Origin of the sequence: Arthrobacter sp. 2762 (assembly GCF_040548745.1) — a bacterium.
Lineage (GTDB): Bacteria > Actinomycetota > Actinomycetes > Actinomycetales > Micrococcaceae > Arthrobacter.
This window is the reverse complement of sequence record NZ_JBEPSI010000005.1, coordinates 112009-138169: the sequence shown is the minus strand read 5'-3', so window position 1 is coordinate 138169 and position 26161 is coordinate 112009. Positions and strand designations below refer to the sequence as shown.

General features: G+C 60.9%; 22 protein-coding genes and 1 tRNA gene. 17 read left to right on the top strand and 6 right to left on the bottom strand.

The genetic code is table 11. From position 1 onward, the window contains the following. Nucleotides 1-69 precede the first annotated feature (69 nt). From ABIE18_RS11075 to ABIE18_RS11055, 5 genes are read left to right on the top strand one after another with little or no spacing between them, the layout of a single operon-like run. Nucleotides 70-1314 (top strand): styrene monooxygenase/indole monooxygenase family protein, encoded by a 1245-nt coding sequence (locus ABIE18_RS11075; protein WP_499722799.1) that lies wholly within the window; start codon nucleotides 70-72, stop codon nucleotides 1312-1314. A gap of 50 nt (nucleotides 1315-1364) precedes the next feature. Continuing rightward, nucleotides 1365-3140 carry a flavin reductase gene (locus tag ABIE18_RS11070; RefSeq protein WP_499722798.1) on the top strand — a complete coding sequence of 592 codons (1776 nt, stop codon included), beginning with the start codon at nucleotides 1365-1367 and terminating at the stop codon, nucleotides 3138-3140. 16 nt (nucleotides 3141-3156) lie between these two features. Beyond that, nucleotides 3157-4734, top strand: coding sequence for a phytoene desaturase family protein (locus ABIE18_RS11065; RefSeq protein WP_499722797.1), 1578 nt, complete (start codon nucleotides 3157-3159; stop codon nucleotides 4732-4734). A 28-nt stretch (nucleotides 4735-4762) separates the two neighbouring features. After that, on the top strand, nucleotides 4763-5566 hold the full coding sequence (locus tag ABIE18_RS11060) for a cyclase family protein (protein WP_499722796.1): 804 nt from the start codon (nucleotides 4763-4765) through the stop codon (nucleotides 5564-5566). Then, entirely contained in the window at nucleotides 5563-7239 is a 1677-nt protein-coding gene (locus ABIE18_RS11055; protein ID WP_499722795.1) for a thiamine pyrophosphate-binding protein, read from the top strand. Before ABIE18_RS11060 ends, ABIE18_RS11055 begins: the two co-directional genes overlap by 4 nt. An 81-nt stretch (nucleotides 7240-7320) precedes the next feature. Here ABIE18_RS11055 and ABIE18_RS11050 read toward each other — a convergent pair whose 3' ends face one another. Both ABIE18_RS11050 and ABIE18_RS11045 read right to left on the bottom strand, forming a co-directional pair. Continuing rightward, nucleotides 7321-8214 carry a PaaX family transcriptional regulator gene (locus tag ABIE18_RS11050; protein ID WP_499722793.1) on the bottom strand — a complete coding sequence of 298 codons (894 nt, stop codon included), beginning with the start codon at nucleotides 8212-8214 and terminating at the stop codon, nucleotides 7321-7323. Between the two features lie 85 nt (nucleotides 8215-8299). Continuing rightward, on the bottom strand, nucleotides 8300-8440 hold the full coding sequence (locus ABIE18_RS11045) for a hypothetical protein (RefSeq protein ID WP_499722792.1): 141 nt from the start codon (nucleotides 8438-8440) through the stop codon (nucleotides 8300-8302). A gap of 307 nt (nucleotides 8441-8747) precedes the next feature. Between ABIE18_RS11045 and ABIE18_RS11040 the strand changes: the two genes are divergently transcribed. After that, a complete protein-coding gene (locus ABIE18_RS11040) occupies nucleotides 8748-9167 on the top strand; it encodes a nuclear transport factor 2 family protein (protein ID WP_499722791.1) in 420 nt (139 codons plus the stop codon). 17 nt (nucleotides 9168-9184) lie between these two features. Then, nucleotides 9185-9997 carry an MBL fold metallo-hydrolase gene (locus ABIE18_RS11035; RefSeq protein WP_499722789.1) on the top strand — a complete coding sequence of 271 codons (813 nt, stop codon included), beginning with the start codon at nucleotides 9185-9187 and terminating at the stop codon, nucleotides 9995-9997. A 33-nt stretch (nucleotides 9998-10030) separates the two neighbouring features. Here the strand turns inward: ABIE18_RS11035 and ABIE18_RS11030 are convergent, their stop codons facing one another. Then, entirely contained in the window at nucleotides 10031-11683 is a 1653-nt protein-coding gene (locus ABIE18_RS11030) for a LuxR C-terminal-related transcriptional regulator (protein WP_499722788.1), read from the bottom strand. 158 nt (nucleotides 11684-11841) lie between these two features. Between ABIE18_RS11030 and ABIE18_RS11025 the strand changes: the two genes are divergently transcribed. The 4 genes from ABIE18_RS11025 to ABIE18_RS11010 all read left to right on the top strand — a co-directional run bounded on the left by ABIE18_RS11025 (nucleotide 11842) and on the right by ABIE18_RS11010 (nucleotide 13687). Beyond that, nucleotides 11842-12228, top strand: coding sequence for a hypothetical protein (locus ABIE18_RS11025; RefSeq protein WP_499722786.1), 387 nt, complete (start codon nucleotides 11842-11844; stop codon nucleotides 12226-12228). A 192-nt stretch (nucleotides 12229-12420) separates the two neighbouring features. Further along, nucleotides 12421-12816 (top strand): hypothetical protein, encoded by a 396-nt coding sequence (locus ABIE18_RS11020; RefSeq protein WP_499722785.1) that lies wholly within the window; start codon nucleotides 12421-12423, stop codon nucleotides 12814-12816. 94 nt (nucleotides 12817-12910) lie between these two features. Continuing rightward, nucleotides 12911-13585: a DUF6766 family protein gene (locus ABIE18_RS11015; RefSeq protein WP_499722783.1), complete on the top strand. Its 675-nt coding sequence runs from the start codon at nucleotides 12911-12913 to the stop codon at nucleotides 13583-13585. Nucleotides 13586-13610: 25 nt separating this feature from the next. Next, nucleotides 13611-13687: transfer RNA gene (locus ABIE18_RS11010), tRNA-Lys, on the top strand. 9 nt (nucleotides 13688-13696) lie between these two features. On the opposite strand, the gene ABIE18_RS11005 is transcribed toward ABIE18_RS11010, so the two are convergent. Next, nucleotides 13697-14314, bottom strand: a complete 618-nt coding sequence (locus tag ABIE18_RS11005; protein WP_499722782.1) for a TetR/AcrR family transcriptional regulator — start codon at nucleotides 14312-14314, stop codon at nucleotides 13697-13699. Between the two features lie 56 nt (nucleotides 14315-14370). Next, on the bottom strand, nucleotides 14371-15618 hold the full coding sequence (locus ABIE18_RS11000) for an MFS transporter (protein WP_499722781.1): 1248 nt from the start codon (nucleotides 15616-15618) through the stop codon (nucleotides 14371-14373). Nucleotides 15619-15768: 150 nt separating this feature from the next. On the opposite strand from ABIE18_RS11000, the gene ABIE18_RS10995 reads away from it, so the two are divergent. The 3 genes from ABIE18_RS10995 to ABIE18_RS10985 all read left to right on the top strand — a co-directional run bounded on the left by ABIE18_RS10995 (nucleotide 15769) and on the right by ABIE18_RS10985 (nucleotide 20135). Beyond that, entirely contained in the window at nucleotides 15769-17403 is a 1635-nt protein-coding gene (locus tag ABIE18_RS10995; protein WP_499722779.1) for a DUF5597 domain-containing protein, read from the top strand. 204 nt (nucleotides 17404-17607) lie between these two features. Next, complete coding sequence (locus ABIE18_RS10990) at nucleotides 17608-18501, top strand: LysR family transcriptional regulator (protein WP_499722777.1); 894 nt, start codon at nucleotides 17608-17610, stop codon at nucleotides 18499-18501. 146 nt (nucleotides 18502-18647) lie between these two features. Continuing rightward, a complete protein-coding gene (locus ABIE18_RS10985) occupies nucleotides 18648-20135 on the top strand; it encodes an NAD-dependent succinate-semialdehyde dehydrogenase (protein ID WP_499722776.1) in 1488 nt (495 codons plus the stop codon). Between the two features lie 72 nt (nucleotides 20136-20207). Here ABIE18_RS10985 and ABIE18_RS10980 read toward each other — a convergent pair whose 3' ends face one another. Further along, complete coding sequence (locus ABIE18_RS10980; RefSeq protein ID WP_499722775.1) at nucleotides 20208-20708, bottom strand: MarR family winged helix-turn-helix transcriptional regulator; 501 nt, start codon at nucleotides 20706-20708, stop codon at nucleotides 20208-20210. Nucleotides 20709-20778: 70 nt separating this feature from the next. On the opposite strand from ABIE18_RS10980, the gene ABIE18_RS10975 reads away from it, so the two are divergent. The 3 genes from ABIE18_RS10975 to ABIE18_RS10965 all read left to right on the top strand — a co-directional run bounded on the left by ABIE18_RS10975 (nucleotide 20779) and on the right by ABIE18_RS10965 (nucleotide 26094). Then, nucleotides 20779-21849 (top strand): LLM class flavin-dependent oxidoreductase, encoded by a 1071-nt coding sequence (locus ABIE18_RS10975; protein ID WP_499722773.1) that lies wholly within the window; start codon nucleotides 20779-20781, stop codon nucleotides 21847-21849. A 504-nt stretch (nucleotides 21850-22353) separates the two neighbouring features. Then, nucleotides 22354-23655 (top strand): FG-GAP repeat domain-containing protein, encoded by a 1302-nt coding sequence (locus ABIE18_RS10970; RefSeq protein WP_499722772.1) that lies wholly within the window; start codon nucleotides 22354-22356, stop codon nucleotides 23653-23655. A gap of 147 nt (nucleotides 23656-23802) precedes the next feature. After that, on the top strand, nucleotides 23803-26094 hold the full coding sequence (locus tag ABIE18_RS10965) for a molybdopterin-dependent oxidoreductase (protein ID WP_499722770.1): 2292 nt from the start codon (nucleotides 23803-23805) through the stop codon (nucleotides 26092-26094). Nucleotides 26095-26161 lie beyond the last annotated feature (67 nt).

Sequence of the window (26161 nt, the reverse complement as noted above, 5' to 3'; positions counted from 1 at the left end):
GAGGCCTGGCCAAATATCTTCCCCCATCATTTACGGATGCAGAGACAGCAGAAAGACAAGGTCAACACTATGACACAGCGCCACATCACCATCGTCGGAGCAGGGCAATCGGGCCTGCAACTTGGGATCGGTTTGCTCAAGGCCGGATTCGCGGTCACCACGATCTCCAACCGCACTGCCGAAGAAATCCATGAGGGAAAAGTCTCCTCCAGCCAATGCATCTTCCACGATGCCCTGGAACACGAGAGGGCGCTCGGCCTGGACTTCTGGCCTGACGCTCCCACCGTGGACGGCATATCGTTTACGATCCCCCATCCTGAGCTTGCTGGTGAGAAGGCCATCAGCTGGGCATCGCGTCTGGATAACCCGGCCAAGTCCATTGACCAGCGGGTCAAATTCCCGAGGTTCATGGAAGAGTTCGTGGCGCAGGGAGGCGAGCTCGTGTTCGAAGACGCCGGCGTCGATGAACTCGAGCGGTACTCCCTGAACTCCGATTTGGTGATTGTGGCTGCCGGCAAGGGAGAAATTGCGCAGCTCTTCACCCGTGATGCCCAGCGCAGCGCCTACGACGCACCGCAACGCGCTTTGGCTTTGACGTACGTCACGGGGATGGAGCCCAGGGCAGAACACTCGGCCGTTTCCTTCAACCTGATTCCAGGGGTGGGCGAGTATTTTGCCTTCCCGGCGCTCACCACCACCGGCCCGTGTGAAATCATGGTTTTCGAGGGCATCCCCGGCGGACCCATGGATTGCTGGAAGGGCCTGACTCCCGGGGAACACCTGGAGACGTCCAAAAATATCCTGAAGCAGTACTTGCCGTGGGAAGCCAGCCGGGCATCCGACGTCGAGCTGACCGATCCCAACGGGTTCCTGCAGGGCCGGTTCGCACCCACTGTCCGCCATCCCATCGCCACGCTTCCCAGCGGCAAGAAGGTCCTGGGACTCGCCGACGTCGTGGTCCTGAACGACCCCATCACCGGCCAGGGCTCCAACAACGCCAGCAAATGCGCGGCTTCCTACTTGCAGAGCATCGCGGCGCACGGCGACGGCGCCTTCGACGCAGCATTCATGCAGGCCACTTTCGAAACGTATTGGAACTATGCACAGCACGTAGCACAGTGGACGAACGCGCTGCTGGCTCCGCCGCCCCCGCATGTCCTTTCGCTTCTGGGAGCGGCCGGTCAGTCGGCCGAAATCGCGCACCGCTTCGCCAACGGATTCAACAACCCGCCGGACTTCCAGGAATGGTTCATGGACCCGGATAAGGCAACTGCATACCTTGCAAGCGTGAACTCCGCCGTATCCGCGACCTGACAGTCGCTCCACTACTCCTGGCAACAACGTTCCTCGAAGGAAAACCAGACATGCGAAAGATCGCAATCATCGGAGCCGGCGAATCCGGCGCCCAACTGGCCTTGGGCCTGCAACGGGAGGGGTACGAAGTCACCCTGTTCTCGGACCGTTCGGCCGCTCAAATCCGCACCGGCAAGGTGATGTCCAGCCAATGCATGTTCCCCACAGCGCTGGCCGCCGAAGCGCAGCTAAGTTCAGCTCTCACCAAGCTCTATGACGATGAAGCCGTGCCGGGGATCAGTGCCATCCGATTGCGCGTGGAAGGCGAATCCGGCTCAGGCGCCATTGAGTGGGAGGCGCCCCTTGAGGGGACCGCCCACTCGATGGATCAGCGGATCAAGAGTGCGGCATGGATCGAGGCCTTTGTGGCTGGCGGCGGTGATTTCCGTATAGAGAAAGTCACCCCGCGCATGCTGGAGGAGCTCGCACGGGACTACGAACTGGTTATCGTCAGCACCGGAAAGGGAGAGATCGCCCAGATTTTCCCCAAGGACAGGTCCAAGTCCCCGTTCGACCGGCCGCAAAGAGTCCTCGCCCTGAACTATGTTTCACTCGATACGGTGTCATTCGATGCCGTTGCACCGGATTCAGCCACAGGGCCGGCCGAGCAGCCCAGTGACAGCATTCGCATGTCCGTAGTCCCCGGCGTCGGGGAGTTCTTCACCTTTCCCGGACTCACCGTGTCCGGGCCTTGCCAGATGATGGTCTTTGAAGGCGTCGTGGGCGGCCCGATGGATAACTGGACCGATGTTACAAGTCCGGAAGAACAGCTGAATCGATCACTGGAAATCCTGGAAGAGCATTTCCCTCACGAGGCGAAGAACTTCGCCAACGCAACGCTCACCGATGAGGGCGCAACACTGCTGGGCCGGATCACCCCGACCGTTCGCTCAGCAGTGGGCGAACTTGGCAATGGCAACCTTGTCTTTGGCCTGGGCGACGCCGTCCTGCTCAACGATCCCCTCACCGGTCAGGGGTCCAACAACGCGACGCTGGCCGCCAAGTACTACCTGGATTCCATCATCCGGCGGGGGCAGCAGCCTTTTGACAAGCAGTGGATGGAACGCACCTTTGACGAGTTCTGGCGGGGCTGGGGCCAGTGGGCAGTGGCGTGGACGAATGACATGCTCAAACCCCGGCGGGAACACCAACAGGCCGTCCTGGCCGAAGCAACTGACCACCCGGCGCTGGCCGCAAGCATCGCCGGAGGATTCGATGATCCCCGCACGTTCTACCCATGGTGGTTCGATCCCGCAGCTGCCGCCGAGTTCGTGCAGGCACGCAAGGACGAAGATTCGTCAGCTTTTGACCTGAGGGACTTCCGGGGCGCCCTGGGACAATTCGCCACGGGCGTCACGGTGGTCACCACCCTCGGAGTCGATGGGCGGAAGGTGGGCATGACCGCCAACTCCTTCACGTCCGTTTCCATGGAACCTCCGCTGGTGTTGTGGTGCCCCAGCAAGCGGGCTCCGAGCCTTGCGGACTTCGAGGACGCTACGCACTTCGCCATCAACATCCTTGCCAGTGACCAGCACGTCCTCTCGCGCCAGTTCGCAACGCCGGCCACAGATAAATTCGCCGGCGCGGAAACCACCGAGGGAATCGCCGGAATTCCGTTGCTGGACGGCGCCGTTGCCACGTTCCAGTGCCGGACGGTCTCACGACACGATGCCGGGGACCATGTCATCTACGTAGGCGAGGTGGAGAAGTACGAGAATGCTGGAGGGGAACCACTCCTGTTCCACAGCGGCAAATACCACGCCGCAACCAACCACCCGGACTTCTGAGATGACGATGCCCTCTATGACGGACTCCACCGATATTGCCATCATTGGTTCCGGGATCAACTCCCTGGTAGCCGCCGCGGAGCTTGCCATGGCCGGGAAGCGCGTCTGCCTCATTGAACGGTCCGGCAGGCTGGGTGGCTTCATCCATTCGGGGGAACGCACGCTCCCTGGCTTCATCCACGATTCCTTCTCTTCCTGGCACCCCCTGTTCGTTTCCGGAGGCGCATACCAGGCTTTGGGAAGCGAACTGCATTCGAGGGGATTGGAATACTGCAATTCCGACGGCGCGGTGACGGCCAGCGTGGCAGCCGATCCTAAGACAGGGCAACACAGGGTTGTCGTGGCCCATCGCGACCCGGCACTCACTGCTTCGGCTTTGCAGGAGAACGGAGACGAAAGCGCCTACCTGGCCATGCTGGAGGACCTCGGCCGCAATGCAGGAACCATCTTCGGTGCGTTCGGTGCTGAACTGCGCTCTTTCAAGGAGGTGCTGGCGATCGCCGCAGGCGCCTTGAGGCGAGGAAAAGTCAAGGGTACCGAGGCCTTCGTCCGGGATTCAGTCATGAGTGGCCGCAACTACCTCCGCAGCCGCTTCAACGGATGGCAAACCGACCAGCTGTGGTCCCCTTGGCTCCTTCACGCCGGCCTCGGCCCCGACCAAGCGACCGGCGGCGTCATGCTTCCGGTCATGGCCTTGAGCATGCACAGCTTTGGCCTCCCTGTGGTGAAAGGGGGAGCCTCGAACTTCATCGCTGCTTTCGAGGCCCTCCTCAGGGATAAAGGCGTCCGGATCATGCTGGACACAGAAGCCGAGGAAATCCTGGTCGATTCCAAAGGTGCAACGGGAGTGAAAACATCCAACGGACTGGTCAGCGCACGCACCGTCCTGGCAAACGTGTCACCCCAGGCCCTCTATTCCAGGCTGTTGCGCAAGCCACCAGCCGGGCTGGCCGAAGCAGCCGCGCGTTACCAGAACGGCCGCGGAGCCATGCAGATCCACCTGGCCCTGGACAAGCCGGTCCCATGGCTCGATCCCCGGTTGGATTCCGTACCCTTGGTTCACTTGAGCAACGGTTCGGACAGTACTGCAATTGCTTGCGCCCAAGCCGAGGCGGGGCTGTTGCCCACGGAACCTACCGTCGTCGTCGGTCAACAGTGCGTCCTGGATCCTTCCCGGGCACCCGCAGGCAAAGCGACGCTATGGCTGCAGTTACAGGAAGTGCCCTTCTCGCCGGTGGCGGATGCCGCAGGGGCGCTCGCCGTGGACGGCGGCTGGACACAGGAACTTAAGGAACAGTACATGGAGCGCGTCCTGACCAGGCTCGAACAATTCGCGCCGGGCACCAGGGCGTCCGTCCTGGCCTGGGACATCCTGGCACCGACCGATCTGGCCGCGGAAAACCCCAATGCCGTCAACGGCGATCCGTACGGCGGATCCGCGGAACTCTTCCAGAACCTCCTCTGGCGGCCCTTCCCCCAGGCCGCAAACCACAAAACCCCCGTCAAGGGCTTGTGGCACATCGGCGCGTCCACCCATCCCGGCCCTGGGCTATCCGGCGGATCGGGGCATTTGGTTGCTCAGAAACTGAAATGAACCCACACATCAACCCGACAGGAGAACAATGTCTGTTCTAAATGAGCTCACCGCAGCCTTGTCATCCGGCGCCATCGACGTCGTGGACCTCACCACGCCGCTCAGCGGTGACACCCCCATTCTGAATCTTCCCAAACCGCTGGCCAACACGGTTGGACTTTCGCTGACGCCCGTCAGCAATTTCGACGACGCCGGACCGGCCTGGGCATGGAACGACTTCACGGTGGGCGAACACGCCGGGACGCACCTGGACGCTCCCGTCCACTGGATCACGGGCAAAGACGGGAAGTCTGTTGACCAGATCGAGCCACACCGCCTGGTGGGGCCGGCCGTGGTGATTGACAAGACCGCCGAAGCCGCACAGGACGCTGACTTCCTGCTGGAGCCCGAACACTTCGAGCAGTGGCAGCAGGAGCATGGCCCCTTCCCGGAAAACTGCTGGGTCATCTTCCGCACGGGCTGGTCCGCCCGTGGCGGCAACGCCGCGGACTTCATGAACGCTGACGACGCCGGCCCCCACACTCCGGGGGTCTCCGCGGCTGGTGCCAAATGGCTAGCGGGAAACGCCTCCATCAGCGGCTTCGGCGTGGAAACGGTCGGCATCGACGCCGGCCAGGCCGCAACACTGGACCCTATGTTCCCCGTCCATTCGTTCCTGCTCGGCGCTGACAAATATGGTGTGACATCGCTGCGGAACGTTGATCGCCTCCCGGTCACCGGCGCGACGCTGGTGGTTGCACCCCTGCCCATCGTTGGCGGGACGGGAAGCCCCAGCCGCGTTTATGCTCTGGTTGACAGCTCAGCAAGTTCAGTATCGGAGCCCGGCGCATGAGCGAGCACGTAAGAGTCTCTACCCTGGTGGGCCAGACACTGGCAAAGCTGGGAGTCGGCCACGTCTTCGGCGTGGTGGGAAGCGGCAACTTCGACGTCACCAGCACCCTGATGAACGCCGGAATTCCCTACACCGCGGCCCGCCATGAGGGCGGCGCTGCCACCATGGCCGATGCGTACTCCAGGATGTCCGGCAAGGTGGGCGTGGTGACCACGCACCAAGGATGTGGCCTGACCAACGCGATCACCGGCGTCGGAGAAGCTGCCAAGAGCCGCACACCCATGATCGTGCTGACGGCCGATACGCAGGCGGCGGCCATCCGGTCCAACTTCAAGATCGACCAGGATGCCCTGGCGCGCAGCGTCGGGGCCGTGGCGGAACGGATCCACTCCCCCGAAACGGCTGTAGCGGATACCGTCCGGGCCTTCCGAACAGCGGTGAACGAGCGCAGGACCGTGGTCCTCAGCTTGCCCTTGGATGTCCAAAGCGGAAGCGCCGCAGACACTGTGAGTAGCGTCGTCGTGCCTGTACCGGCGCGGCTTCGTCCGGATACCAGCGCAGTGAACCAACTGGTGGAGCTGATTTCGAACGCGAAACGTCCCGTGTTCGTCGCGGGCCGCGGTGGCAGGGGCGCCCGGGATTCCGTCCTGGCCCTGGCCCGGCATGCGGGGGCGCTCGTGGCGACCTCGGCCGTGGCCAATGGGCTTTTCAACGGCGATTCCCATAACTTGGGAATCTCCGGCGGGTTCTCCTCTCCCTTGACCGCGGAACTCATCACCTCAGCGGACCTGATTATCGGGTGGGGTTGCACCCTGAATATGTGGACCATGCGTCACGGCCGGCTGATCTCGGCCCGAACAAAAGTAGTCCAGATCGACGTCGAAGATTCCTCGTTGGGCGCCAACAGGCAGATCACACTGGGAGTGCTGGGTGATTCCGCCCTCACGGCCGATGACGCCTTGGAAATGCTCAGGACGATCCAGCCCGCAGCGGCGGAAAAGTACCGCACCGAGCAGAACGCCCTCGCCATCAAACAGAGTGCACGGTGGCGGGACGTGGAGACTCCGGACCTTGGAACTGCGACGTCCATCGACCCACGGGTGATCAGCCGGGAACTGGATATAATCCTTCCCGCAGACAGGATCGTCGCAGTGGACTCGGGCAACTTCATGGGCTACCCCAGCCAGTACCTGGCGGTGCCGGACGAATTCGGATTCTGTTTTACGCAAGCGTTCCAGGCGATTGGCATTGGCCTGTACACGGCAATCGGCGCTGCAATAGCGCAACCACACCGGTTGCCTGTCCTGGGTGCCGGAGACGGTGGGTTCCTCATGGGCATCAGCGAACTGGAGACCGCCGTCCGCCTGAAGCTGCCGCTGGTATGCATCGTCTACAACGATGCCGCGTACGGCGCTGAGGTCCACCACTTCGCCGAGCACCACCCGCAAGAGGAATTGGGCAGCGTGTCCTTCCCGGAGACAGATATTGCCGCGATCGCCCGGGGATACGGAGCCGACGGCGTGACCGTCAGGACTCTTGAGGACCTTCAACCAGTGCGGGAATGGGTTGCGGCGTTCCGCGACGGCGGGCAGGACCGGCCCTTGGTGATCGACGCAAAGATCGCCTCGGACGGTGGCTCCTGGTGGCTGGCGGAGGCCTTCCAAGGACACTGATCCCGGGATGGGTCGTTGGAAAAGGGTTGGGGCGCAAAGCTGTCCCAACCCTTTTCACGTTTGCGTACTTTCACACGGTTGCTAAAGGGATGCGACTGCTGGCACATCTGATTTCACGGGTGATCCAACAATGGACAGCGCATAATCATGGGCCTTCGGACCCAACAGCTCGTGCAGCTTGGTGAAGAGCTCCCGAGCAGCCAGTCCATGCCAATTTTCCGGCAGGTATTCTTCCGGGAGCCCGGGGTCCATATAGGGAAGCCTCCGCCACTGCGTGACCATGGGAACGTAATCCACAAAGGCCTGCTTCAGCAGTTCGGCTGACGCAGCCTCGTCTTCATGCTTCTCCCAGCGATGGAGTACGGGCTGATGCCGTGCGATGAAGTCCGTGTAGAGGGCTTCCAACGACGGCAGATCCCACCATTGGCCCACCTTCTCATCCAAGTGGCCGCCGGTCAGATGGGTTGCCTTGAAGAGTTCCACATAGTCCATGAGCCCGGCCCGCCGCAGCTGGTGTTCGACGTCGGGCGCAAGATTTCCGGGTGCGATCCACAATCCCGGAGACACCTGCCCGCAGCCAATGCGGGTCAATATACTCCGGAGCTTGTGCCGCAGGTGGCGCTGTGTCTCGGGGACCGAGAAAGAGGCGAGGAGCCATGCGTCGTCTTTGTGCGCGCGGCGGAGAGCGAAAATCCGTTCGTCGCCGGCACTGAACACATCCTCGAGTTCCGGCGAGAGCTTGTAAGCCGCAGAACTTCCCCGTTTTACGCTGACCAGGACTCCGCGTTTCTTCAACCTCGACACGGACGAACGTACGCCTGCTGATTCAACTCCCAGGTCCCCCAGCAGTTGTACGAGGTCCGCGATCGCGAACGTGCCAGCCTGATGGCGGGCATACAAGCCATACACAGTGACGATCAGGTGTTGATGGCGCGGCGTCGGGGCAACGTCGGGCGCGGCGTCGGCCTTGGCCATTCAGCGCTACCTCTATTGGTTCAGGGATGGACTTGGAGTCTTAGGCTACATCCCTGACTGGCGCGCCGGGGTTTTTGGTGGCGGGCTAGATGAAGTAGAGGCCCGCCCACGGTGCAGCAACCGGCGTCGACCCTTCGAAAACCGAGCGGAACTCTTCATCGAGCAGTGCGCCCATAGTCAGTTCCTGTGAATTTTCCCTGATCTCTTCAGAGCGTGAACCAGACATCTTTGTCTCCCTAGTACGGGCATGTGGAGCGGACCACCACTTGTGGCGCCCAAGCATGCTTCCATCTCCAATTTTATATCGTAGATGTGACGCTCGTAAATAGATCGACATATGTTTTCAGGATCACGGGCAAGCCTTGTTTGGACTTTGGCGGCACGCCTCCGGATGAAATCCACACCCTGCCGGAGATACACGGTCTGGAGTGGAGGGCTGATTGCGCGTAAATTGGCGCCAAACCGGGCATCTCATCACGCGCGTCCAGAAGCGCGGCTGAAGGTGGCAATCACTGAGCGGAAGGAAACCAAGGTTGAGCGAAGTCATAGACCGACTCTTGCTGGCGATGAACGCGCACGATCTCGAGGGGATGGCAGCTCTGTTCCACGAGAATTACCACAGCGAGCAGCCTGCCCACCCTGGCCGGACGTTCACAGGCAGGGGTCGGATGCACGCGAACTGGGCTGCGATGCTCGCTGGAATCCCTGACTTCCGGACAGAAATGATCCGTTCAGTCGACGACGGAAACAGCACGTGGACAGAATGGTCATGGACCGGTAATCGTACCGACGGACAACCCTTCCAAGCCCGTGGGGTCACGCTCTTCGAAATAAAGGACGGCCTGATCACGTCCGGAAGGCTGTATATGGAGGACGTCGAACGCGAGGTAGTGGGGATCGAGCAAGCGGTCGAAAATCTATCCGGGCGCCGGCCGGATCCGGCCGGGTCCTAGGCCGGGAAGGGGAACCTATGCTGATATGCGCAACCTGCGCCGTCGAACGCGATGAGCCGACGCCCGAACTCTGCCCGATCTGCACCGACGAAAGGCAATACGTGCCCGAGGACGGGCAAAAGTGGCTTTCAATCGACGAGTTGGCGCAGGACGGCCAGCAGTTACTGCTGGAGGAGAACGAGCCCGGACTTATCGGCATCAGAACCGCACCGAAAGTCGGGATCGGCCAAACTACCCAGCTTGTAGTGACACCAGAGGGTTCGCTGCTGTGGGATCCCGTTGGATTCGTTGATGACATCGCTGTGAAAGCAATCCTCGAGCGAGGCCCGGTGGTGGCGATCGCAGCCAGTCATCCCCACATGTTCGGGGTGCAGGTGGAATGGTCACGTCTGCTCGGCGGCGTCCCCGTCCTTGTGGCGGACGCCGACCGGCGGTGGGTTGGCCGCGATGATGCGGTCATCTCCTACTGGTCCGGCAGCAGGACCATCACCGAAGGGTTGACACTGCACCAGACCGGAGGCCATTTCCCCGGAAGCGCAGTAGCGCACTGGACTGCAGGAGCGGGCGGCAAAGGGGTTCTGCTGACCGGTGACAGCGTCTTTCCTAATCCAGACCGCCGCTCCATCGCCTTCATGCGCAGCTACCCGAATCATCTACCGCTTTCGGGAGCGGTAGCTTTGCGGGTCGCCGCACAGCTGGAAGAACTCACGTTCGACAGGATCTACGGCAACTTCAACAACGTCATCGCCTCCGAAGCCAAAGCCGTTCTGCACGATTCGGCCCAACGGCATGCAGCCTGGGCGCGAGGAGACTTCGACCATTTGACGTGATGCGGCCCGTTTCCTGGCCTTGGCACCACTCGGCTACGGGGCGATGCTTACGATTCCCTGGCCGATGGCATGTGTGGCCGCTTGCGTGCGGGAGCTCACGCCGAGCTTTTCGAGAACGTTGGTAACGTGCCGGTGAACGGTCCGCTCGCTGATGAACAGCTCGCCGGCAATTTCCCGATTCGTCCGGCCACGCACGATCAAACGGAGCACCTCCAACTCGCGCGGTGAGAGTCCGTATTGAGGGGGAACGCCCGGCTGCACAAGCATGTTCTCCACCTCGGCCAGGTCGGCACGGGCGCCGAGACGCCTGAAATCCTGGCGGGCTGATTCAAGCTCAAAGCCTGCGGCCTCGTTGTCCCGCACGCCCCGACACGCCGTCGCGAGGAGGACCGAGCACCGCGCTACCTCGTAGGGGACATCCAGCCCACGCCAGAGGTCAGCGGCCCGTCGAAGTTCGGGAAGTGCCTTCTGACAGTCACCGTCGGCAAGTGCCAGCTCGCCCAGGGCCCGCGCATGGGCTGCGCGAACGCTGTCGGACGCGAAATGCTCCGCGAGACTGCCCATCTCCTCGGCAGCGGCCGCGGCCTCCCGTGGAGCCCCAGCCGCAAGGAGGACCGTCACCGCTGCCGGCAGCAGATCCACGCGGGCACCCGATCCCGAGGACTCCCCCAGTGCACGCCGGATACCTGCGGCCGCCGCCGGAACATCGCCGAGGGAGAGCCTCAGCAGTGCCAGCCCCGGCTGCGTAGGACCTCCCGAGAACGCAGCTGCCCGGAAAGCCGCCTCGGCCTCGGGAAAGTCGCCGAGAAGACGATGCGATTCACCGAGCTCGTAACGGGCATGGCCGATAAGGCGTGTGCCTGCACCGTCCGCCAAGCTCCGACATGCCTCCTGAAGCTCAGCGAGGGCCGCCGCCCATTCTCCCGCGAGCCGGAGGTGGACTGCCCGGTACGTCAGGCAGTTGCCGTAGAACGGCCCTCCGAATGGAGGCACCGCATCCAACCAGGATCCAAGGGCGATGCTCCACTCGCGGACCCGCGACACATCCCGGGCTTCCATCTGGCAAGTGCCGATCGCCGCGCAGAAGAGCAGGCTCGTGGTTCTGGGTGTGGTTTCTCCCGCCAGAACGCGGAGCATCGCATCGTCCAGCCAATCGAGTCCGTCCGCGAGGTGGCCGGACTTGACCAGTGCGCGGCCGGTAAGAAGCGTCGAGAAGGCCAGCTGATCGGCGTCGTGCGCGGCAGTCGCCGTCGCTCGGGCGCGTGCCAGAAGTACGCCCGCCTCGTCGTACGCACCTGCCGCGATGCGACCGTAAGCCATGGTGATGAGCAGCCAACCGGGTTCTCCGCCGACGTCGTCCGGACCGAGTTCGCGAGCCCTTGCCATCCAGCCGTTGGCTTGGGCGAACTCGTTATTGAGGTTGTAAGCCTGCCACAGCCAGAACGCTGAGGCCAGCGCTGCGCGCACCTGACCGTCCGCTGCCCGCACTTCGAACGAACGCTCAAGCGCGGCTATCGCATCCTCATTCAGCCCTGCGATCTGTGCGCACTCGGCGAAGCGCTCCACATCCTCTACCCCGAGGGCCGGGAGCCCGCCGGCGGCGCGAAACTCGTCGCACGCCTCGCGCCACTCGTAGTCCATGTGGAGCGTCCGGGCCCGCGCCAGGTGATCTGCGTCGTCGGCCACGTCCACCTCCTGATCACCAGTATGCATCGGTGGACTGGGCAGAACTACCCAAAGCCGCGATGGCGAAGTCGGCCCGAAGTGCCGATGTCCGGGCGGGCCGCCAGCGGGATCCTGAAGGTAATCCGCACGGTGCGGATCAGTTGATTCAGGAGGCCATTATGTCAGAGCCGTTCATCTACTTCAGCACGTATACGGTGCGAGCCGGTCGTCTGGACGAAGCTCTCGAAGCATGCCGCGAGGTGGCGCGGCTTGTGGAGAGCCGCGAGCCCAGGATGCTTATTTTCCATTTCTTCGCCGACGAATCAGGCCGGAAAATCACCTGCCTTCAGGTCCATGCCGAGGCAGAGTCCATGGCCAATCACATGTCGGTGATCAGCGATCATCTGGCACAGTCCGGTTCATGGCTCGAGTCCTTTAGCAATGCCGTCACACTGGGCGAGCCTCCAGCCGCCCTGACGCAGTGGTATGAGGAGGCTGGCGAGCAACTGGACCAGTTCCCGCGGCACATCGCGGGCGTCACCAGGGTTGGGTCGCCCGTCGGGTGAGCAGAGGCCCGCGACTCGCGTATTTGCAGGAGACCGAGCCTGTTCGAGGACTCCATGACCGGGAGAATTAATCCTGGGTTTACACTAAAGCCATACCAGATCATCAGGTTGCTTAGTGTTGGTGGCGGGGAGGAACGCATGGGCGCATGTCGAAGCTACGCTTGCCTGGTCCAGTCTCTTAAGCTGGGGCGCATGCGCAGAATAATCCCCGCCACTGCCGCCACCCTTCTCCTCCTGGCTGCGACAGGTTGCGCCGTAGATACTTCCGGCGCAACCAAGGTCGCTGAGGATTTCCATCGTGCCGTCAATGCCTCAGACTGGGCTGCTGCTTGTGATTTGCTCCAGCCTGCAATCCGGGAAGAGGCTGAACAGCAGGACGGTGACGACTGCCAGACGCACTTGGCGTCCGCACATCTTCGAAACCCCGGAGAAGTGGTCAAAACCGAAGCCTATGGCAGGGAAGCATTGGTGCAGTTCGAGGGGGATGCCGTATTCGTAGCTGTTTCCGGCTCAAGTTGGCGGGTGACTGCGGCCGGATGCACTCCAAGGGAGGAAACCCCCTATTCCTGTGAAGTAGGAGGCAGATAGCAATGCGTGTCACCTTTACTCTCTATCTCATTCTCATCTTCGGCGGACTTGCCTATTTGGCCGCCGTTGGACTGGTTCACGGATAGGGCGCGACGTGAAAAAAGCCTTGAGGAACAACGGATTAAGTCTGTTTTTCGGTCTGATCTTCATCCTCGCATTGGCGGGTCAGGCCATTACGGGACAGGCCATCTTCAACGAGGACCAACTCACTGCCGGCCTTGATGAAATCACCTTCGTCCAATACATCACGTCGTCCAGCTTCGCGGTTGACGTGTCAGAAAACTGGCAATCCGAGTACCTGCAGTTTCTCCTCTACATCACAGCCACCATCTGGCTGCTTCAGAAGGGGTCGCCGGAATCAAAAGAGCTGGACAAGCCCGGCCTGGAATCCGACCAGGAACAACTCGTGGGTGAGCACGCCAACGCCAAGTCCCCCGCATGGGCCAAGGCCAAAGATTGGCGCTTGACGGTTTTCTCGAACTCGCTGGCCGGAACGATGGGACTGATTTTTGTCCTGTCCTGGCTGGTTCAGTCCATCGCAGGTCACGTCGCCTTCAACGAAGAGCAACTGCGCAACTTCCAAGAGCCCCTTTCCTGGGCTGAGTACCTGGTATCACCTGACTTTTGGAACCGTACCCTGCAGAACTGGCAGTCGGAGTTCCTTGCAGTGGGATCCATGGTGGTCCTTTCCATTTATCTTCGCCAGCGGGGATCACCGGAGTCCAAACCTGTTGGCGCAGCACATGATGAGACCGGGATAAGTGGCTGACCCTTCCGGGAATGGCGGGATTCCGGCATCCGTAGCTCAGTGGTCAGAGGAGGGGACTTTTAATCCTCGGGTCGTGGGTTCGAATCCCCATCGGATGCACCACGCCTGGCTCTACCCCACGCCGTGTATTGCGGTCCGGACTGAGTGGCGGAAGGCGGGCATCATGTCAAAGCTTGGATCAATGAGCCACTGAAGCTGGGTCCCGTCCCAGCTGGCCACGATGGAGGCAGCGGCGAGCTCAGCGTTACAGCTTGTATCGATGAGTCCTTTAGCTTGATCCTCGCGAATGTGAGCAGTGAAAGCCTGGCGGAGGTTTGTATAACGGGTTGTGAACCATTCATGGGCTGGGTGCCCCGGTGATGATGCCTCTGCACTGAGGACGGCCAGGAGACGTAGTAGCTGGGGATGCCCAAGGTTATATTCGGCCAGCCAAAGGATCGCTTCGAGGAGGCCGTCGGCAAGTCGACGGCGTTCGAACTCGCTGGCGGCCAGCTGATCCGCGTGCTCAAGCACGGCTTCGAGGAGCAGTTCCTTGCTGGGAAAATGGTGCATCAAGCCGGTGAAGCTTAACGAAAGGGTCTTTGCGATTTCCCGGAGAGAGCCACCGGTGTAACCGCGGGTGGCAAACTCAATGGTGGCGGCTTCGATGATTTGCCGTCGGCGGGCTTCCGTTTTCGCGTAGCTGCCGCGCGTAGCTCTTTTGGGGGTTGGCGTAGCGGAAGTAGTCACGTGGCAATGCTACGCGGACCGGGGGGTCAACCAGGTGGCCGACCCCCCGTCTGTCGTCATCGGACGCGGCGAATCGGAACGAGGACCACCGCTGCCAGAACCGCAAGCGCAACCGCCATCCCGAAGACCAGCTGGAATCCTGCGATCGATACGACTATCCCGGCGACGATCGGGGCAATGATCTGCGGTCCGGTATTGGCAATGTTAAGGATGCCCATGTCCTTGCCTTGGTTCTCGGCGTCCGGGAGGACTTCAGCGAGCAACGCCTGGTCAACGGCGATATACATTCCGTAAGCGAAACCCCCGACGGCCAGGAACAGGTAGAAGGCACTAAGGTCGGCGGCAAAGACGAGCGGAAGTTCGGCTGCGGCGAACACCAACGAAGCGACGATGACGATTGGTTTGCGCCGCCTGATCCTGTCCGAGAGCGGGCCCGAGATCAGCGTGGCGATTCCTGAAGAGACGGCCATGATCACGCCGCCTGTCCCGATAACTGCGCCCGCTTCGGCAATATCGAGTCCGATGTAGTCCGTCAGGACGAAGAGTTGGTACAGCAAGACCATCATGAACGACAGGAGAAGAAGGAAGCGCCCGACAAGGGCGAGAAGGAAATCCCGGTCCCTTGGAGGAACGAAGCCGCGCAACAGCGCGCCAAGGGACAGAGGTTCGCGTACGACGTCGCGGTTGTCCTTCTCACGCGAGAGGAGGACGAAGACGATCATCGCCACCGCAATGAGCCAAGGCAGCCAACGAAGTCCCTCCCTCGGCATGGTGATGTAAGCGCCACCAACGATTGCGCCCAGACTCTGCGCCAGGAGCTGACCGAGTCCGATGAGGGTGGAGGCCTTCCCAAGGTTCTTGGCGCTCACCCGTTCGGGCAGCACAGCGAACAGCGGAGCGAGGACGACAGCAAGCCCGATCTGGAACACAACCCAGAGAATGACCAGGACAGCGAACTCGCTCGTGAACGACATCATCGTCGCGGCAAGGCCGAGGAGGATACCCCCGCTTGCAATCCAAGGATTTCGCCGTCCGAAACGGGTACGCGTCCGATCGGACAGGGCACCAAAGACGATCGTCGCTATCATGCTGGCGATCGAGCCAGCCGCTGCCAGCGTGGCATAGAGTGCGACCTTTTGATCCGGATCCATCTGGGCCATGAGGGCGGGGATAAGCGCACCGGCGGCGCTGAACGGTAGCATCCAGCCGGCGTGCGCCAGGAAGAGAAGTGGTCCCAGGCGCCCTAGTCGTGGGGCCGGCAGAGCGTCCTGGGACTGGCCTGGGGCTGAGGAAGTTATTGCCATGTGCGATGCTCCTTTGCATGGGGACGAAGGTCCGACAAGGAAGACGTTAGCTCAAAAACAGTGCATGCGCTACATTTTTAGAAAATTTACCACGCTCTGATATTCTAAAACCGTGCACTTGCCACATTTTCACCAATGGAGGTCCCAATCGTGTCAACCGAAGTACTTGTCGACGTGAAGTTGAGCTCGACGCATGTTCCGGCGCTGGATAGATCGACTGGACGGGCACGACTCATCGTTGACGGCTCCCCCTTCCTGGTCCGCGGCGTCGAACTGCATAACTCGTCCAGTTCGTCTGCTTCAGCACTCCAGGGTGGACTGGAGTCAGCCCGCAGTGTTGGTGCGAACACAGTCCTGGCACCGGTGTCGTGGGAGACAGTCGAGCCCAGCGAGGGCAGCTTTGAACTGGACCACGTCACGAGCTTGATTGAGTCCACCCGCAGTGCTGGATTGCGTTTGGTCATCCTCTGGTTCGGGGCCTGGAAGAATGGGGCCTCCACCTACGCCCCTGCCTGGGTAAAGCGCGACTGGACCCGCTTTACGCGATGCGTTCTCGCGGATGGGCGTCTCACTGACACGCTTTCCCCCTTCACCGAGGAGTCGTTGGATGCCACGGCGTTTGCTGCACTGATGCGCCACATCGAGCTGATCGACGGCGATCACAGAACCGTCCTCATGGTGCAGGTGGAGAACGAGGTTGGCCTCCTTGGCGCATCACGGGATCATTCCTGTCCGGCCAATGCTGCGTTCGCCAAACCAGTGCCACAGCCTGTGGTTGATGCCCTGGCAGGCCGACCAACACAAGCACTGGGCGCCAATATCACCGTGTGGCCGGAAGTACTTCCCTCCCCCGACCGCTCTGACGAGGCCTTCATGGCGTACGGAATCGCCACCCACATCGAACGTGTCGCTCATGCCGGTCGGCAGCATTCTGCCCTTCCATTGTTCGTCAACGCCTGGCTGGACAGCGATATCGACGTCGACCTTCCGGGCTTTGCTGTTGCTGGAGGACAGCGCCCTGGCATCTATCCAAGTGGTGGGCCGCTCCCCCACGTCGCCGACATCTGGCAGGCGTGCGCGCCCTCCATCGACCTGCTGGCACCCGATCTCTATTTCGGAGACAGCCGGACAATCTTCGGCAACTTCCTTGCGGCATCCAAGGGATTGTTCATCCCGGAAATGCGGCGCGACATTACGGGAGTCGGGCAGATCTTTGAAGCGATCGGCGAATTCGGCGCCCTCGGCGTATCGCCGTTCGGCGTTGATTCCGGGAGCGCCGAGGACCTCCAAGCACTGACTGACGCGTACGACCTCCTCGCCCGCGCCGATCCTATTCTTAGCGACACTGACCACTCCGGCGGCCAACAGCGCGGGTTCTACCTCAACGATCAACAGCCGCAGATCGACCTCGTCTTTTCGAATGTTCGAATGACTGCTACGCGGGTGACAGCCATCGGAACCGACCCCACCGGCACGTGCGCTTACGGGATAATCCGCCAACTCGGATCTGATGAGTTCGCTGCGATCGGCCGAGGGTTCAAAATCGCCTACGCCGCCATCGACGGGGAATCGAACGTTGGCATGGAATCCGTGCAGGAAATAGTCGGGGTGGCTGAAGCCGGATCCGGACGTTTACTCAACGGGGATGAGACAGCAGGCGGCACTTCCTGGATCCATCCACACGGCGAACCAATGTCCACCGCGTTCTTCCCGATTCCGATGGGGCACGCGCACTCCGGCATCTCGATCTGCCGCATCTACTCGTATCCTCGAATGTCGCATTAGTGTCGAGCTCGGCAGGTTCCGGGCAGTAGCGGACGCTGATCTGATTAGTCGGCGAGCTCTTTGGAGTGGGAGAAGGTCAATAGCGTTGCTCGACACACTCAATGGGCTTGCCCAACTGGTTTGATTGGATGGGAGCACACCCCGTCACGCCGCTGGGGCTGTGCGCCGTTGAACGCACCCGACAGCAATCAGGCAGGTACCAGCATGCTCGACCTCCATCGCCTCACGCTCCTCAGGGAAGTCAAGCTGCACGGCAGCATGAGTGCCGCCGCCCGCGAACTTTCCTACAGCCACTCCGCCATCTCACAGCAGCTCGGCTTGTTGGAAAAGGAGACTGGTGTCGTCCTTCTCGAACGGGTGGGGCGCAATGTCCGGCTCACCCCGGCAGGCGAGGAACTCGTGCGCAATACGGAGGCCATACTGGCCGCGATGGAGCGCGCTGAGGCTGATCTTGCGACCTCCCATGAACGGCCCCAAGGGGTTGTGACCATAGCGGCATTCAGCACTATCAGCCGTAGCGTGATGCCTTTTGCGCTGGCGGAGCTGGCCCGAAATTATCCCGGTCTCGACGTCAGGTTGCGACGCGAGGATCCCGAGCAGGCGGTGGTCCAGCTGATCTCGCGGCAGGTCGATGCCGTGGTCAGCGATGCGTTTCCGGGGACTACAGTGGCTCCGCCCGGAGGAGTGCACACCACGCTGATCGGCCAGGACCCCATCCGCGGCTACCTCCCCCATGGCCCGGAGTTCGCTGACTTTGACGATCTAAAGAAGCTGCGTTGGGTAGCAGAGCCACTCCACACAGCCTCCTCACAATGGGCCATGCGGGTCTGCCGCGAACTAGGCATCGAGCCGGTTATCGCCTATGTTTCTTCGGACCTGCTTTTCCACCTCCGCCTGGTTGAACAAGGTCTGGCCGCTGCCTTCCTGCCTGACATGGTGGTGCGTGAAGCAGGCAGTGTGATGACGCCTAGTTCCTGGCTGCCGGCAGATCAACAGCGCAGCATCCAGTTCCTGGTTCGGTCCGGCTCGGAGCGCAGCGCTTCCCTGATAGCCGTGCGGGAAACAATTACCCAAGCGCTGCAGACTGTCCTCGTGTAAGAAGCGCTTACAGATAAACGTCGAAAATATTCGCTTTTGTTTACTCTTTTCCGTGGCTACATTTGCTTCAGGCATGCTCCACTCCGCGGCGTCCTCGCCAACGCCAGGGTCTGGGAGCCAACCGCCACTACCGAAAGAGAGAACCGATGAGCCTCATATCCGACGTCGCTGCATCCCTGATTGCGGCAGACCCCGCCAGCCTCCAACACGCGGATGCCGTCATCCAATCCATCAGCCTTCCCAGCTCCGGCATCGCAGTCCAGGACCCTGCAACAGGCGAAACCATAGCCCATGTCCCCGACGCTGATGTTCAGACCGCACTGGAAGCTGTTGCGACGGCCGACAAGGCTGGAACGGCCTGGTCCAAGAGCACCCTTCGCCAGCGCGCCAGCGTGCTGCACGCCTGGTACGACAAGCTCGTTGCCCACACTGAAGATCTCGCTCACCTGATTTCGCGCGAAATGGGAAAGCCCTTGGCAGAGGCACGCGGCGAGGTCAAATACGGTACCGACTTTGTTCGCTGGTACGCCGAGGAAGCGGTGCGTCCCGCAGGGAACTTCCGCGAAACGCCGGATGGTGGCGCGAGCCTCCTGACGCGCCGCTCCCCCGTCGGCCTGGCGGTCCTGATCACGCCATGGAATTTCCCATTGGCGATGGCAACCCGAAAAATCGCACCCGCTCTGGCTGCTGGATGCCCCGTAGTCATCAAGCCTGCAACCCTCACTCCCCTCACGACGTACTTTGCTGTTCAACTCGCCATCGAGGCAGGCGTACCGGAAGAACTTATCCAGGTCATCACGACCTCAAAATCAGGCGCGTTCAGCGAAGCCGTCCTGCTCGATCCCAGAGTCAGGAAGGTTTCTTTCACCGGATCGACGCCGGTGGGCCGGCAGCTCCTGAAGCTTGCGTCCCAGAACGTGCTCCGAAGCTCAATGGAGCTTGGCGGCAACGCTCCGCTCATCGTCTTCAACGACGCCGATCTTCAGCGGGCAGTGGATGGAACGTTTGCCGCAAAACTGCGAAATGGCGGCCAGTCCTGCATTGGAGCCAACCGAATCTACGTCCAGGACGCAATAGCGGATGACTTTGTAGCAGCGCTCACCGAACGCTTCGCCCAGGTCGCGGTGGGAAGCGGCCTCGGACAGCAGACAGGACTCGGTGCGCTGATCGACGACCGTGCGGTCGCTCAAATGCAGGCCTACACCGAGAACGCCGTGGCCCTGGGCGCCACACTGCTCACCGGCGGCCACGGATACGATTCCGCAGGCAACTTCTTCGCCCCGACCGTCCTGGACCGCGTTACGGAAGATTCCGACGTCGCCCAGTCCGAGATTTTCGGCCCCATCGCCGCGATACAGCGCTTCAGCTCCGAGGCCGAAGTAATTGACCGCGCCAACGCCACAGAATTCGGCCTCGCCGGCTACGTCTTCACCGAGAACCTGGACCGTGCCCTTAATGTCGCCGACAGTCTCCAGACAGGAATCGTCGGCATCAACCAAGGCGTCCCATCCAACGCAGCCGCCCCCTTCGGGGGCGTCAAGCAGTCAGGTCTCGGGCGTGAAGGAAGCGCCGAGGGGCTCGAAGAATACGAGAACATCCGCTTCTACAACGTGGCGCGACGCGCCACGGTTTAGCGCCGGCTCGTTCCTATCCAAATACCATCCGTTGAGGCCGGCGCCATATTGATGCCGGTCTCAACGGTCCGTTCAAGGGTTCTGGGAGTCAGGACCTTCCAGGACTTCTCCCAAATGTCGGCGTAGGCGCTTGATGATTTCGGCAAGGGCATCCAGGTCCTCGGGGCTGAGCGCGTCAATGAACAGCTCGCGTACGAGCCGGAGATGTGGCGCGGACGACGCGCGGAAAGTGCGTGCGCCGTCGTCGGTGAGCTCCACCACCGCACCGCGATTATCGTTACCGGACTTTTTTCTGCAGACGAGCCCCCGGCTCTCCATGCGTCCCAAATGATGGGACAGCCTGCTACGCTCCCACCCAATTCCTTCAGCCAGGGCCGAGGACCTGAGACGGTGTCCGTCCGCTTCGCTTAGCGCCAGGAGCACAGAGTAATCCCCCGGTGACACGCCGGAGGTGGCCTGGAGCCCTGCAGCCATCGCCTGCTTGATGTCCTCACTTGTCTCCACGTATTCACGCCAAATAGCCAGCTCATCGGCAGTTGGACTCCGCCGGACGCCCTTGCTGCTTTGCTCCATCACAACTTCTCCCCTCGCTTGACATGTCAACAATACTGGGGTGATGATTGACGCGTCAATTAAGTAATTGATGTATCAATTAGCGAAGGGCCGTGAGCACGTGATCTTTGGTTTGGATACTTTTGGCGATATCCCGCTGGACGATAGCGGCATACCCGTGAGCCACGCCCGCGCCATCCGGCAATTGGTGGATGAAGCCGTGATCGCTGATCAGCTGGGCGTGGATGTCTTCACCGTTGGTGAACATCACCGTCCCGAATATTCGGTGTCATCCCCGGAAACCGTCCTGGCTGGCATGGCCACTGTTACCTCCCGCATCCGGCTTGGATCCGGCGTGACGGTGCTCAGCTCTGACGATCCTGTACGGGTCTTCCAGCGGTTTGCCACCCTTGATGCACTGTCCAACGGCCGTGCCGATGTAATTCTGGGCAGGGGTTCCTTCACGGAGTCGTTCCCGCTTTTCGGCTATGACCTGAAGGACTACGACAAACTCTTTGAGGAAAAGATTGAGCTCTTCGCCCAACTCCTGAAAGAGAAACCCGTCACCTGGACCGGCTCCACGCGCACGCCGCTGGTGAACGCGGATGTCTATCCGAAGACGGAGCACGGCCTCAAGACCTGGGTCGGCGTTGGAGGCACGCCCGAGTCCGTGGTCCGGACTGCAAGGTATGGCTTCCCTCTGATGCTCGCCATCATTGGAGGTCAGCCTGAGCGGTTCACGCCCTTCATTGATCTCTACAACCGGGCCTCCGCAGAATTCGGCACCACAGCATGGCCTGTAGGAATGCACTCCCCCGGGTTCATAGCCGATACCGACAACGAAGCCAAAGAGATCTTCTGGCCCCACTACAAAATAGTCCGTGATCGCATCGGAGCACTCCGCGGTTGGCCCCCCGTCCGCCGCTCAGACTTTGAAGCGGAAATCGAGCACGGCTCCATGTACATCGGCTCCGCCGAGACGGTGGCCAAGAAGATCGCACGGGCAGTCGCCGCCATGGAAATCGGCCGGTTCGACCTCATCTTCACCTCCGGAGCCCAGCCGATCAGCCACCGGCTCAAAGCAGTAGAACTCTACGGCAGCAGGGTGGTTCCCATGGTCCGCGAAATCCTTGCGGATAGTGGCCACCCGGCCGGTTCCTGATTGCACCTTCCTCAAGAAAGTACAAACATCATGAACATCACCCTCTGGGTCATCACGGCAATCCTTGCTGATTTCAAATAAGGCGACCCTTGACGGTGCACGAGCGCGCTCAGACAAGGCACTGGCCAACCCGTGACCCCGGAGAACTTCCAACATCCGGTTCTAATATCGGGCTAAGGGCCGGACATCTGCATTGGCTGCAGTTGTCCGGTCCAGGCCGGCGGAACCCCTGGGCACCAACCGCCAAACGTTGGGGGTCATTGGCAGTTATTTGGATTCCGCTGCATTTAGTAAAGACCAACAGGCAGACTTGGTGCACGAGTAGTCAGTACTCGTCTTTCGTCCAAAACCGTGGCCACGCTACCTGTTACGCTGCCGCCACCTCCCACAGATCGCATTCGCGCCACGTTAATCCTGCCGTCCCGGAGAGTCTGCGGATAGGTTGATACCGAGGGCCTGCGTTGGTCCGCAACAGCCGTGACCCTTTCCCAGGAATGAGCCTGAATGATCTCCTCATCACTGAGCAAACGAGTTCTTGCCGCGGTGCAGGCGCTGTCGTTGGCGAGTGCCGGCGTCACCGCTGCCTTGCTCGTAACCACCGTGGCTGGTGGTGGCGCTGCGCCGGCAGCGGCGGCAGATACTCTCCCCCTCCACCATATTGATATGGATGGAATCGTCTCCCTGGTTGGAATGCCGTACGTAGGGTCAGAGCTTCGAATGGGGGCTCCAGCGGAATTCTCAGGGTGCGATAAGACTGAGGCAGCCCCTGCTGGCTACACGATCGAATGGCTCAGTAATGGAACAACTCTTCCTCCCGAACGTCAGGTCGAACCGCTCAAAATTCTGCCTGAGGACCGCGGGAATCGCCTCTCCTTCAACGTCTACGCCACGACGCCGGAAAAGCCACAATGCGGTGACTCCCTGCGGGGCGATGAAAACACCCTGTTGCACAGTAAGGAGACCGCGCCAATTGCAGCCTCCAACCGAGCCACGGGTTGGACCGGGCGGGGCAACTTCGAGCTGCTGGGCCGTACTGACGACGGGGACCTGGTCCTCTATCCACGCACTTATACGTATGGTTTGGGAGCCTGCGATGCAGGAACATGCCCAAGCTACGAGTCAGCGCAGTGGGATGAACCCAGACTTGTTGGCATTGGATGGGACGTCTTCAACATCGTATTCTCACCCGGCGATTTCGACGGCGACGGTAGTAACGACATCCTCGCCCGAGACGCGCAGGGAGACCTCTATCTCTACCCGGGCGATGGCCGCGGAGGCTGGTTGGACAGATCTGTTGTGGGCACGGGCTGGAACAGTTTCGACGCGATCGTCGGCCCCGGCGATTTCGACGGGGACGCGATCAACGATGTGCTCGCCCGCGACGCCGAAGGTGACCTCCGCCTGTACCCCGGCGATGGCGACGGCGGTTGGAAGCAACCACGCGTTGTGGGCACCGGGTGGCAGGTCTTTGACAAGATCGTTGCCCCGGGAGATTTAAGCGGTGACGGTGATGTCGACATCCTCGGACGTGATTACACCGGCTACATGCACGAATACCGTTCCAATGGCGAAGGAGGCTGGGAAGGGGCCGGTACCTGGGGCCCTGACTGGGACGTGATGTCCGAGATCATCGGTGTCGGCAGCTACACCCACAACCTGGGCGAGGCAATCCATTGGGGGCACACGGTGACCCGAAACGACACCATTGCCATCAACCCGGACGGAGACCTGCTCAAGTACAGCGGGTTTGTTCCTACCGACGAAACCATTGGAACCGGTTGGGATATTTTCCGTTCCCTCATCTGACCCTGAGGCAGGTTCTGCGTGAGACCTGGAAGAACCGTCATGTTGGTCCAATCGAGTTGAACGCTTGACCAGCGGTCCGGTAAACGGACATGCTGACGACAACAGTGGCCAACGGTCATCAGAACAGCATCCAAGGGAAATTGCCGCATGCGCACGCATTTGTCACACTGGGGAGCCTTCGAAGCCGAAAGTGACGGTAAAGCTCTGCTGTCTGTCAGACCTTGGTCCCAAGACCCCGACCCCCGTGACCTCTTGGACAACATGGCGTCCGCACAACACCACCCCACTCGTATCCTGCGCCCTGCCATTCGTGCTGGCTGGCTGGAACGTGGGCCCGGAAGCGGGTCTGGCCGGGGAAATGAACCCTTTGTTGAAGTTTCCTGGGATCGTGCAATTGAGTTGGCCAGTGCAGAGCTGGGGCGTGTCTACTCCGAAAAAGGCCCTTCCGCTGTGTACGGATGTTCATATGGCTGGGCCAGCGCCGGCAGATTTCATCACGCCCAAAGTCAGATCCACCGATTCTTGAACTCGTTGGGAGGCTATGTTTCTGGCGTAACGGACTACAGCTACGGCGCCTCGGGTGTGCTTCTGCCGCACATCATCGCTGCCTCGCCCTATCAGGTCATGGCTGGGGCAACCTCATGGGAAGTGGTGAGTGAGAACACAGAACTCTTCATTGCCTTCGGGGGAGTTTCCGAGAAGAACAGCGCAATTGCTCCTGGAGGAGTCGGGCGCCATGTCGCAAGGGCCGCAATCCGGAAAGCAGTAGCTCGCGGGTGCCGCTTCATTGACGTGACGCCGATAGGCGACGACACCTACAAGGAAGCCGGTGCCGAGTGGATCGCGCCGCTGCCGGGAAGCGACGCCGCCCTAATGCTGGCCCTTGCGTATGTGCTGGACGATGAGAAACTCGCCGACGAGAAGTTCCTAGCCCAGTATTGTGTCGGTCTTCATGAATTCCTGCCGTACCTTCGTGGGGATGTCGACGGTGTTCCAAAAAATCCAAGCTGGGCTGAAAAGCTGACGCGGATTCCGGCGATTCGAATTACCGAACTCGCACGTGACATGGCTGAATCACGGACCATGATCAATTTGAGCTGGTCCATGCAGCGGCAACAGCACGGTGAGCAGCCAATATGGCTTGGGGTGACCCTCGCCGCGATGCTGGGACAGATAGGGTTGCCTGGTGGAGGATTCCAGCACGGTTACGGGTCCTCCGCAGATGTGGGACTACCCCTGCGTGTCGCCGGTGCGCCTTCATTTCCCCAAGGCCGCAATCCCGAGACTTCATATGTTCCTGTGGCCCGGATAGCCGACATGTTGCTCAATCCGGGAAGCCAGATAGATTTCAACGGCAAGCGAATCACCCTGCCAGAGATCGAGTTGATTTACTGGGCCGGCGGTAACCCATTCCATCACCATCAGGACTTGGCACGATTCCGGAAGGCATGGGCCCAACCAGCTACTGTCATCGTGAATGAACAGTTCTGGACCAGCACAGCACGCCATGCTGACATCGTGCTCCCGGCAACCATGTCAATAGAGCGAAACGACTACGGAGCGGGCCGAAGTGACCCCACGTTTTTCCCGATGCATGCACTGACTGAACCTGCCGGCAGTGCCCGGGATGATTATGATATTTTCGCCGCAATAGCAGCCAAACTTGGAACAGCTGACGCGTTCACGGAGAAACGTGACACGATGGCCTGGCTCCGCCACCTTTACGGACAATGGACTAGCGAGCTTGGCGAACGAGGCGTCAACGTGGTTGATTTCGACACATTCTGGGAATCAGAAAAGATCGAGATCCCCGTCATTGAACCTGGCCAAATTTTGCTCTCGGACTACCGTCAGGATCCCGAGAAGTACCCGCTCGGAACACCGAGTGGAAAGATCGAAATATTCTCCTCGACAATTGCCGGTTTTGGCTATGCCGATTGCCCGGGCCACCCCGTGTGGATCGAACCTGACGAATGGCTTGGCTCCTCAGGCGACTATCCACTGCACCTCATTGCCAACCAGCCGAAGACAAAACTCCACAGTCAACTCGATGTAGGGGCCACAAGCCAGAAATCCAAGATCCAGGGGCGAGAACCCCTACGAATGAACCCGGATGACGCGGCAGCTCGCGGCCTTGAAAACGGACAGGTTGTTCTCGTGCGGAATGACCGGGGAAGTTGTCTGGCCGGTTTGGCTATCAGTCCTTCTCTACGGCGCGGCGTTGTTCAGCTTTCAGCGGGAGCTTGGTATGACCCGGCACCGAATGACCCATCATTTTGCAGGCATGGGAATCCCAATGTCCTCACAGCAGACAGGCCGTCCTCAAGCCTGTCACAGGCCACGACCGCGCAACACGCGCTCGTCGAGGTGGAAGCCTGGTCGGCTGAAATCCCCGATCTCACGGTGACAATTCCCCCCGTTTTGATCCCAGAGCGTTAGCATCTTCAGTGGTTTTGTCCACGGTCAGGGGCCATATAGGCCCCTGACCGTGGACAACACGGTTCCC

What these genes read in the sequence shown, in the direction of transcription:
- ABIE18_RS11075 (WP_499722799.1), top strand. Translation starts at nt 70, where the DNA reads ATGACACAGCGCCACATCACCATCGTCGGAGCAGGGCAATCGGGCCTG.
- ABIE18_RS11070 (WP_499722798.1), top strand. Translation starts at nt 1,365, where the DNA reads ATGCGAAAGATCGCAATCATCGGAGCCGGCGAATCCGGCGCCCAACTG.
- ABIE18_RS11065 (WP_499722797.1), top strand. Translation starts at nt 3,157, where the DNA reads ATGACGGACTCCACCGATATTGCCATCATTGGTTCCGGGATCAACTCC.
- ABIE18_RS11060 (WP_499722796.1), top strand. Translation starts at nt 4,763, where the DNA reads ATGTCTGTTCTAAATGAGCTCACCGCAGCCTTGTCATCCGGCGCCATC.
- ABIE18_RS11055 (WP_499722795.1), top strand. Translation starts at nt 5,563, where the DNA reads ATGAGCGAGCACGTAAGAGTCTCTACCCTGGTGGGCCAGACACTGGCA.
- ABIE18_RS11050 (WP_499722793.1), bottom strand. Translation starts at nt 8,214, where the DNA reads ATGGCCAAGGCCGACGCCGCGCCCGACGTTGCCCCGACGCCGCGCCAT.
- ABIE18_RS11045 (WP_499722792.1), bottom strand. Translation starts at nt 8,440, where the DNA reads ATGTCTGGTTCACGCTCTGAAGAGATCAGGGAAAATTCACAGGAACTG.
- ABIE18_RS11035 (WP_499722789.1), top strand. Translation starts at nt 9,185, where the DNA reads ATGCTGATATGCGCAACCTGCGCCGTCGAACGCGATGAGCCGACGCCC.
- ABIE18_RS11025 (WP_499722786.1), top strand. Translation starts at nt 11,842, where the DNA reads ATGTCAGAGCCGTTCATCTACTTCAGCACGTATACGGTGCGAGCCGGT.
- ABIE18_RS11020 (WP_499722785.1), top strand. Translation starts at nt 12,421, where the DNA reads ATGCGCAGAATAATCCCCGCCACTGCCGCCACCCTTCTCCTCCTGGCT.
- ABIE18_RS11000 (WP_499722781.1), bottom strand. Translation starts at nt 15,618, where the DNA reads ATGGCAATAACTTCCTCAGCCCCAGGCCAGTCCCAGGACGCTCTGCCG.
- ABIE18_RS10990 (WP_499722777.1), top strand. Translation starts at nt 17,608, where the DNA reads ATGCTCGACCTCCATCGCCTCACGCTCCTCAGGGAAGTCAAGCTGCAC.
- ABIE18_RS10985 (WP_499722776.1), top strand. Translation starts at nt 18,648, where the DNA reads ATGAGCCTCATATCCGACGTCGCTGCATCCCTGATTGCGGCAGACCCC.
- ABIE18_RS10980 (WP_499722775.1), bottom strand. Translation starts at nt 20,708, where the DNA reads ATGGAGCAAAGCAGCAAGGGCGTCCGGCGGAGTCCAACTGCCGATGAG.
- ABIE18_RS10975 (WP_499722773.1), top strand. Translation starts at nt 20,779, where the DNA reads ATGTATCAATTAGCGAAGGGCCGTGAGCACGTGATCTTTGGTTTGGAT.
- ABIE18_RS10970 (WP_499722772.1), top strand. Translation starts at nt 22,354, where the DNA reads ATGATCTCCTCATCACTGAGCAAACGAGTTCTTGCCGCGGTGCAGGCG.
- ABIE18_RS10965 (WP_499722770.1), top strand. Translation starts at nt 23,803, where the DNA reads ATGCGCACGCATTTGTCACACTGGGGAGCCTTCGAAGCCGAAAGTGAC.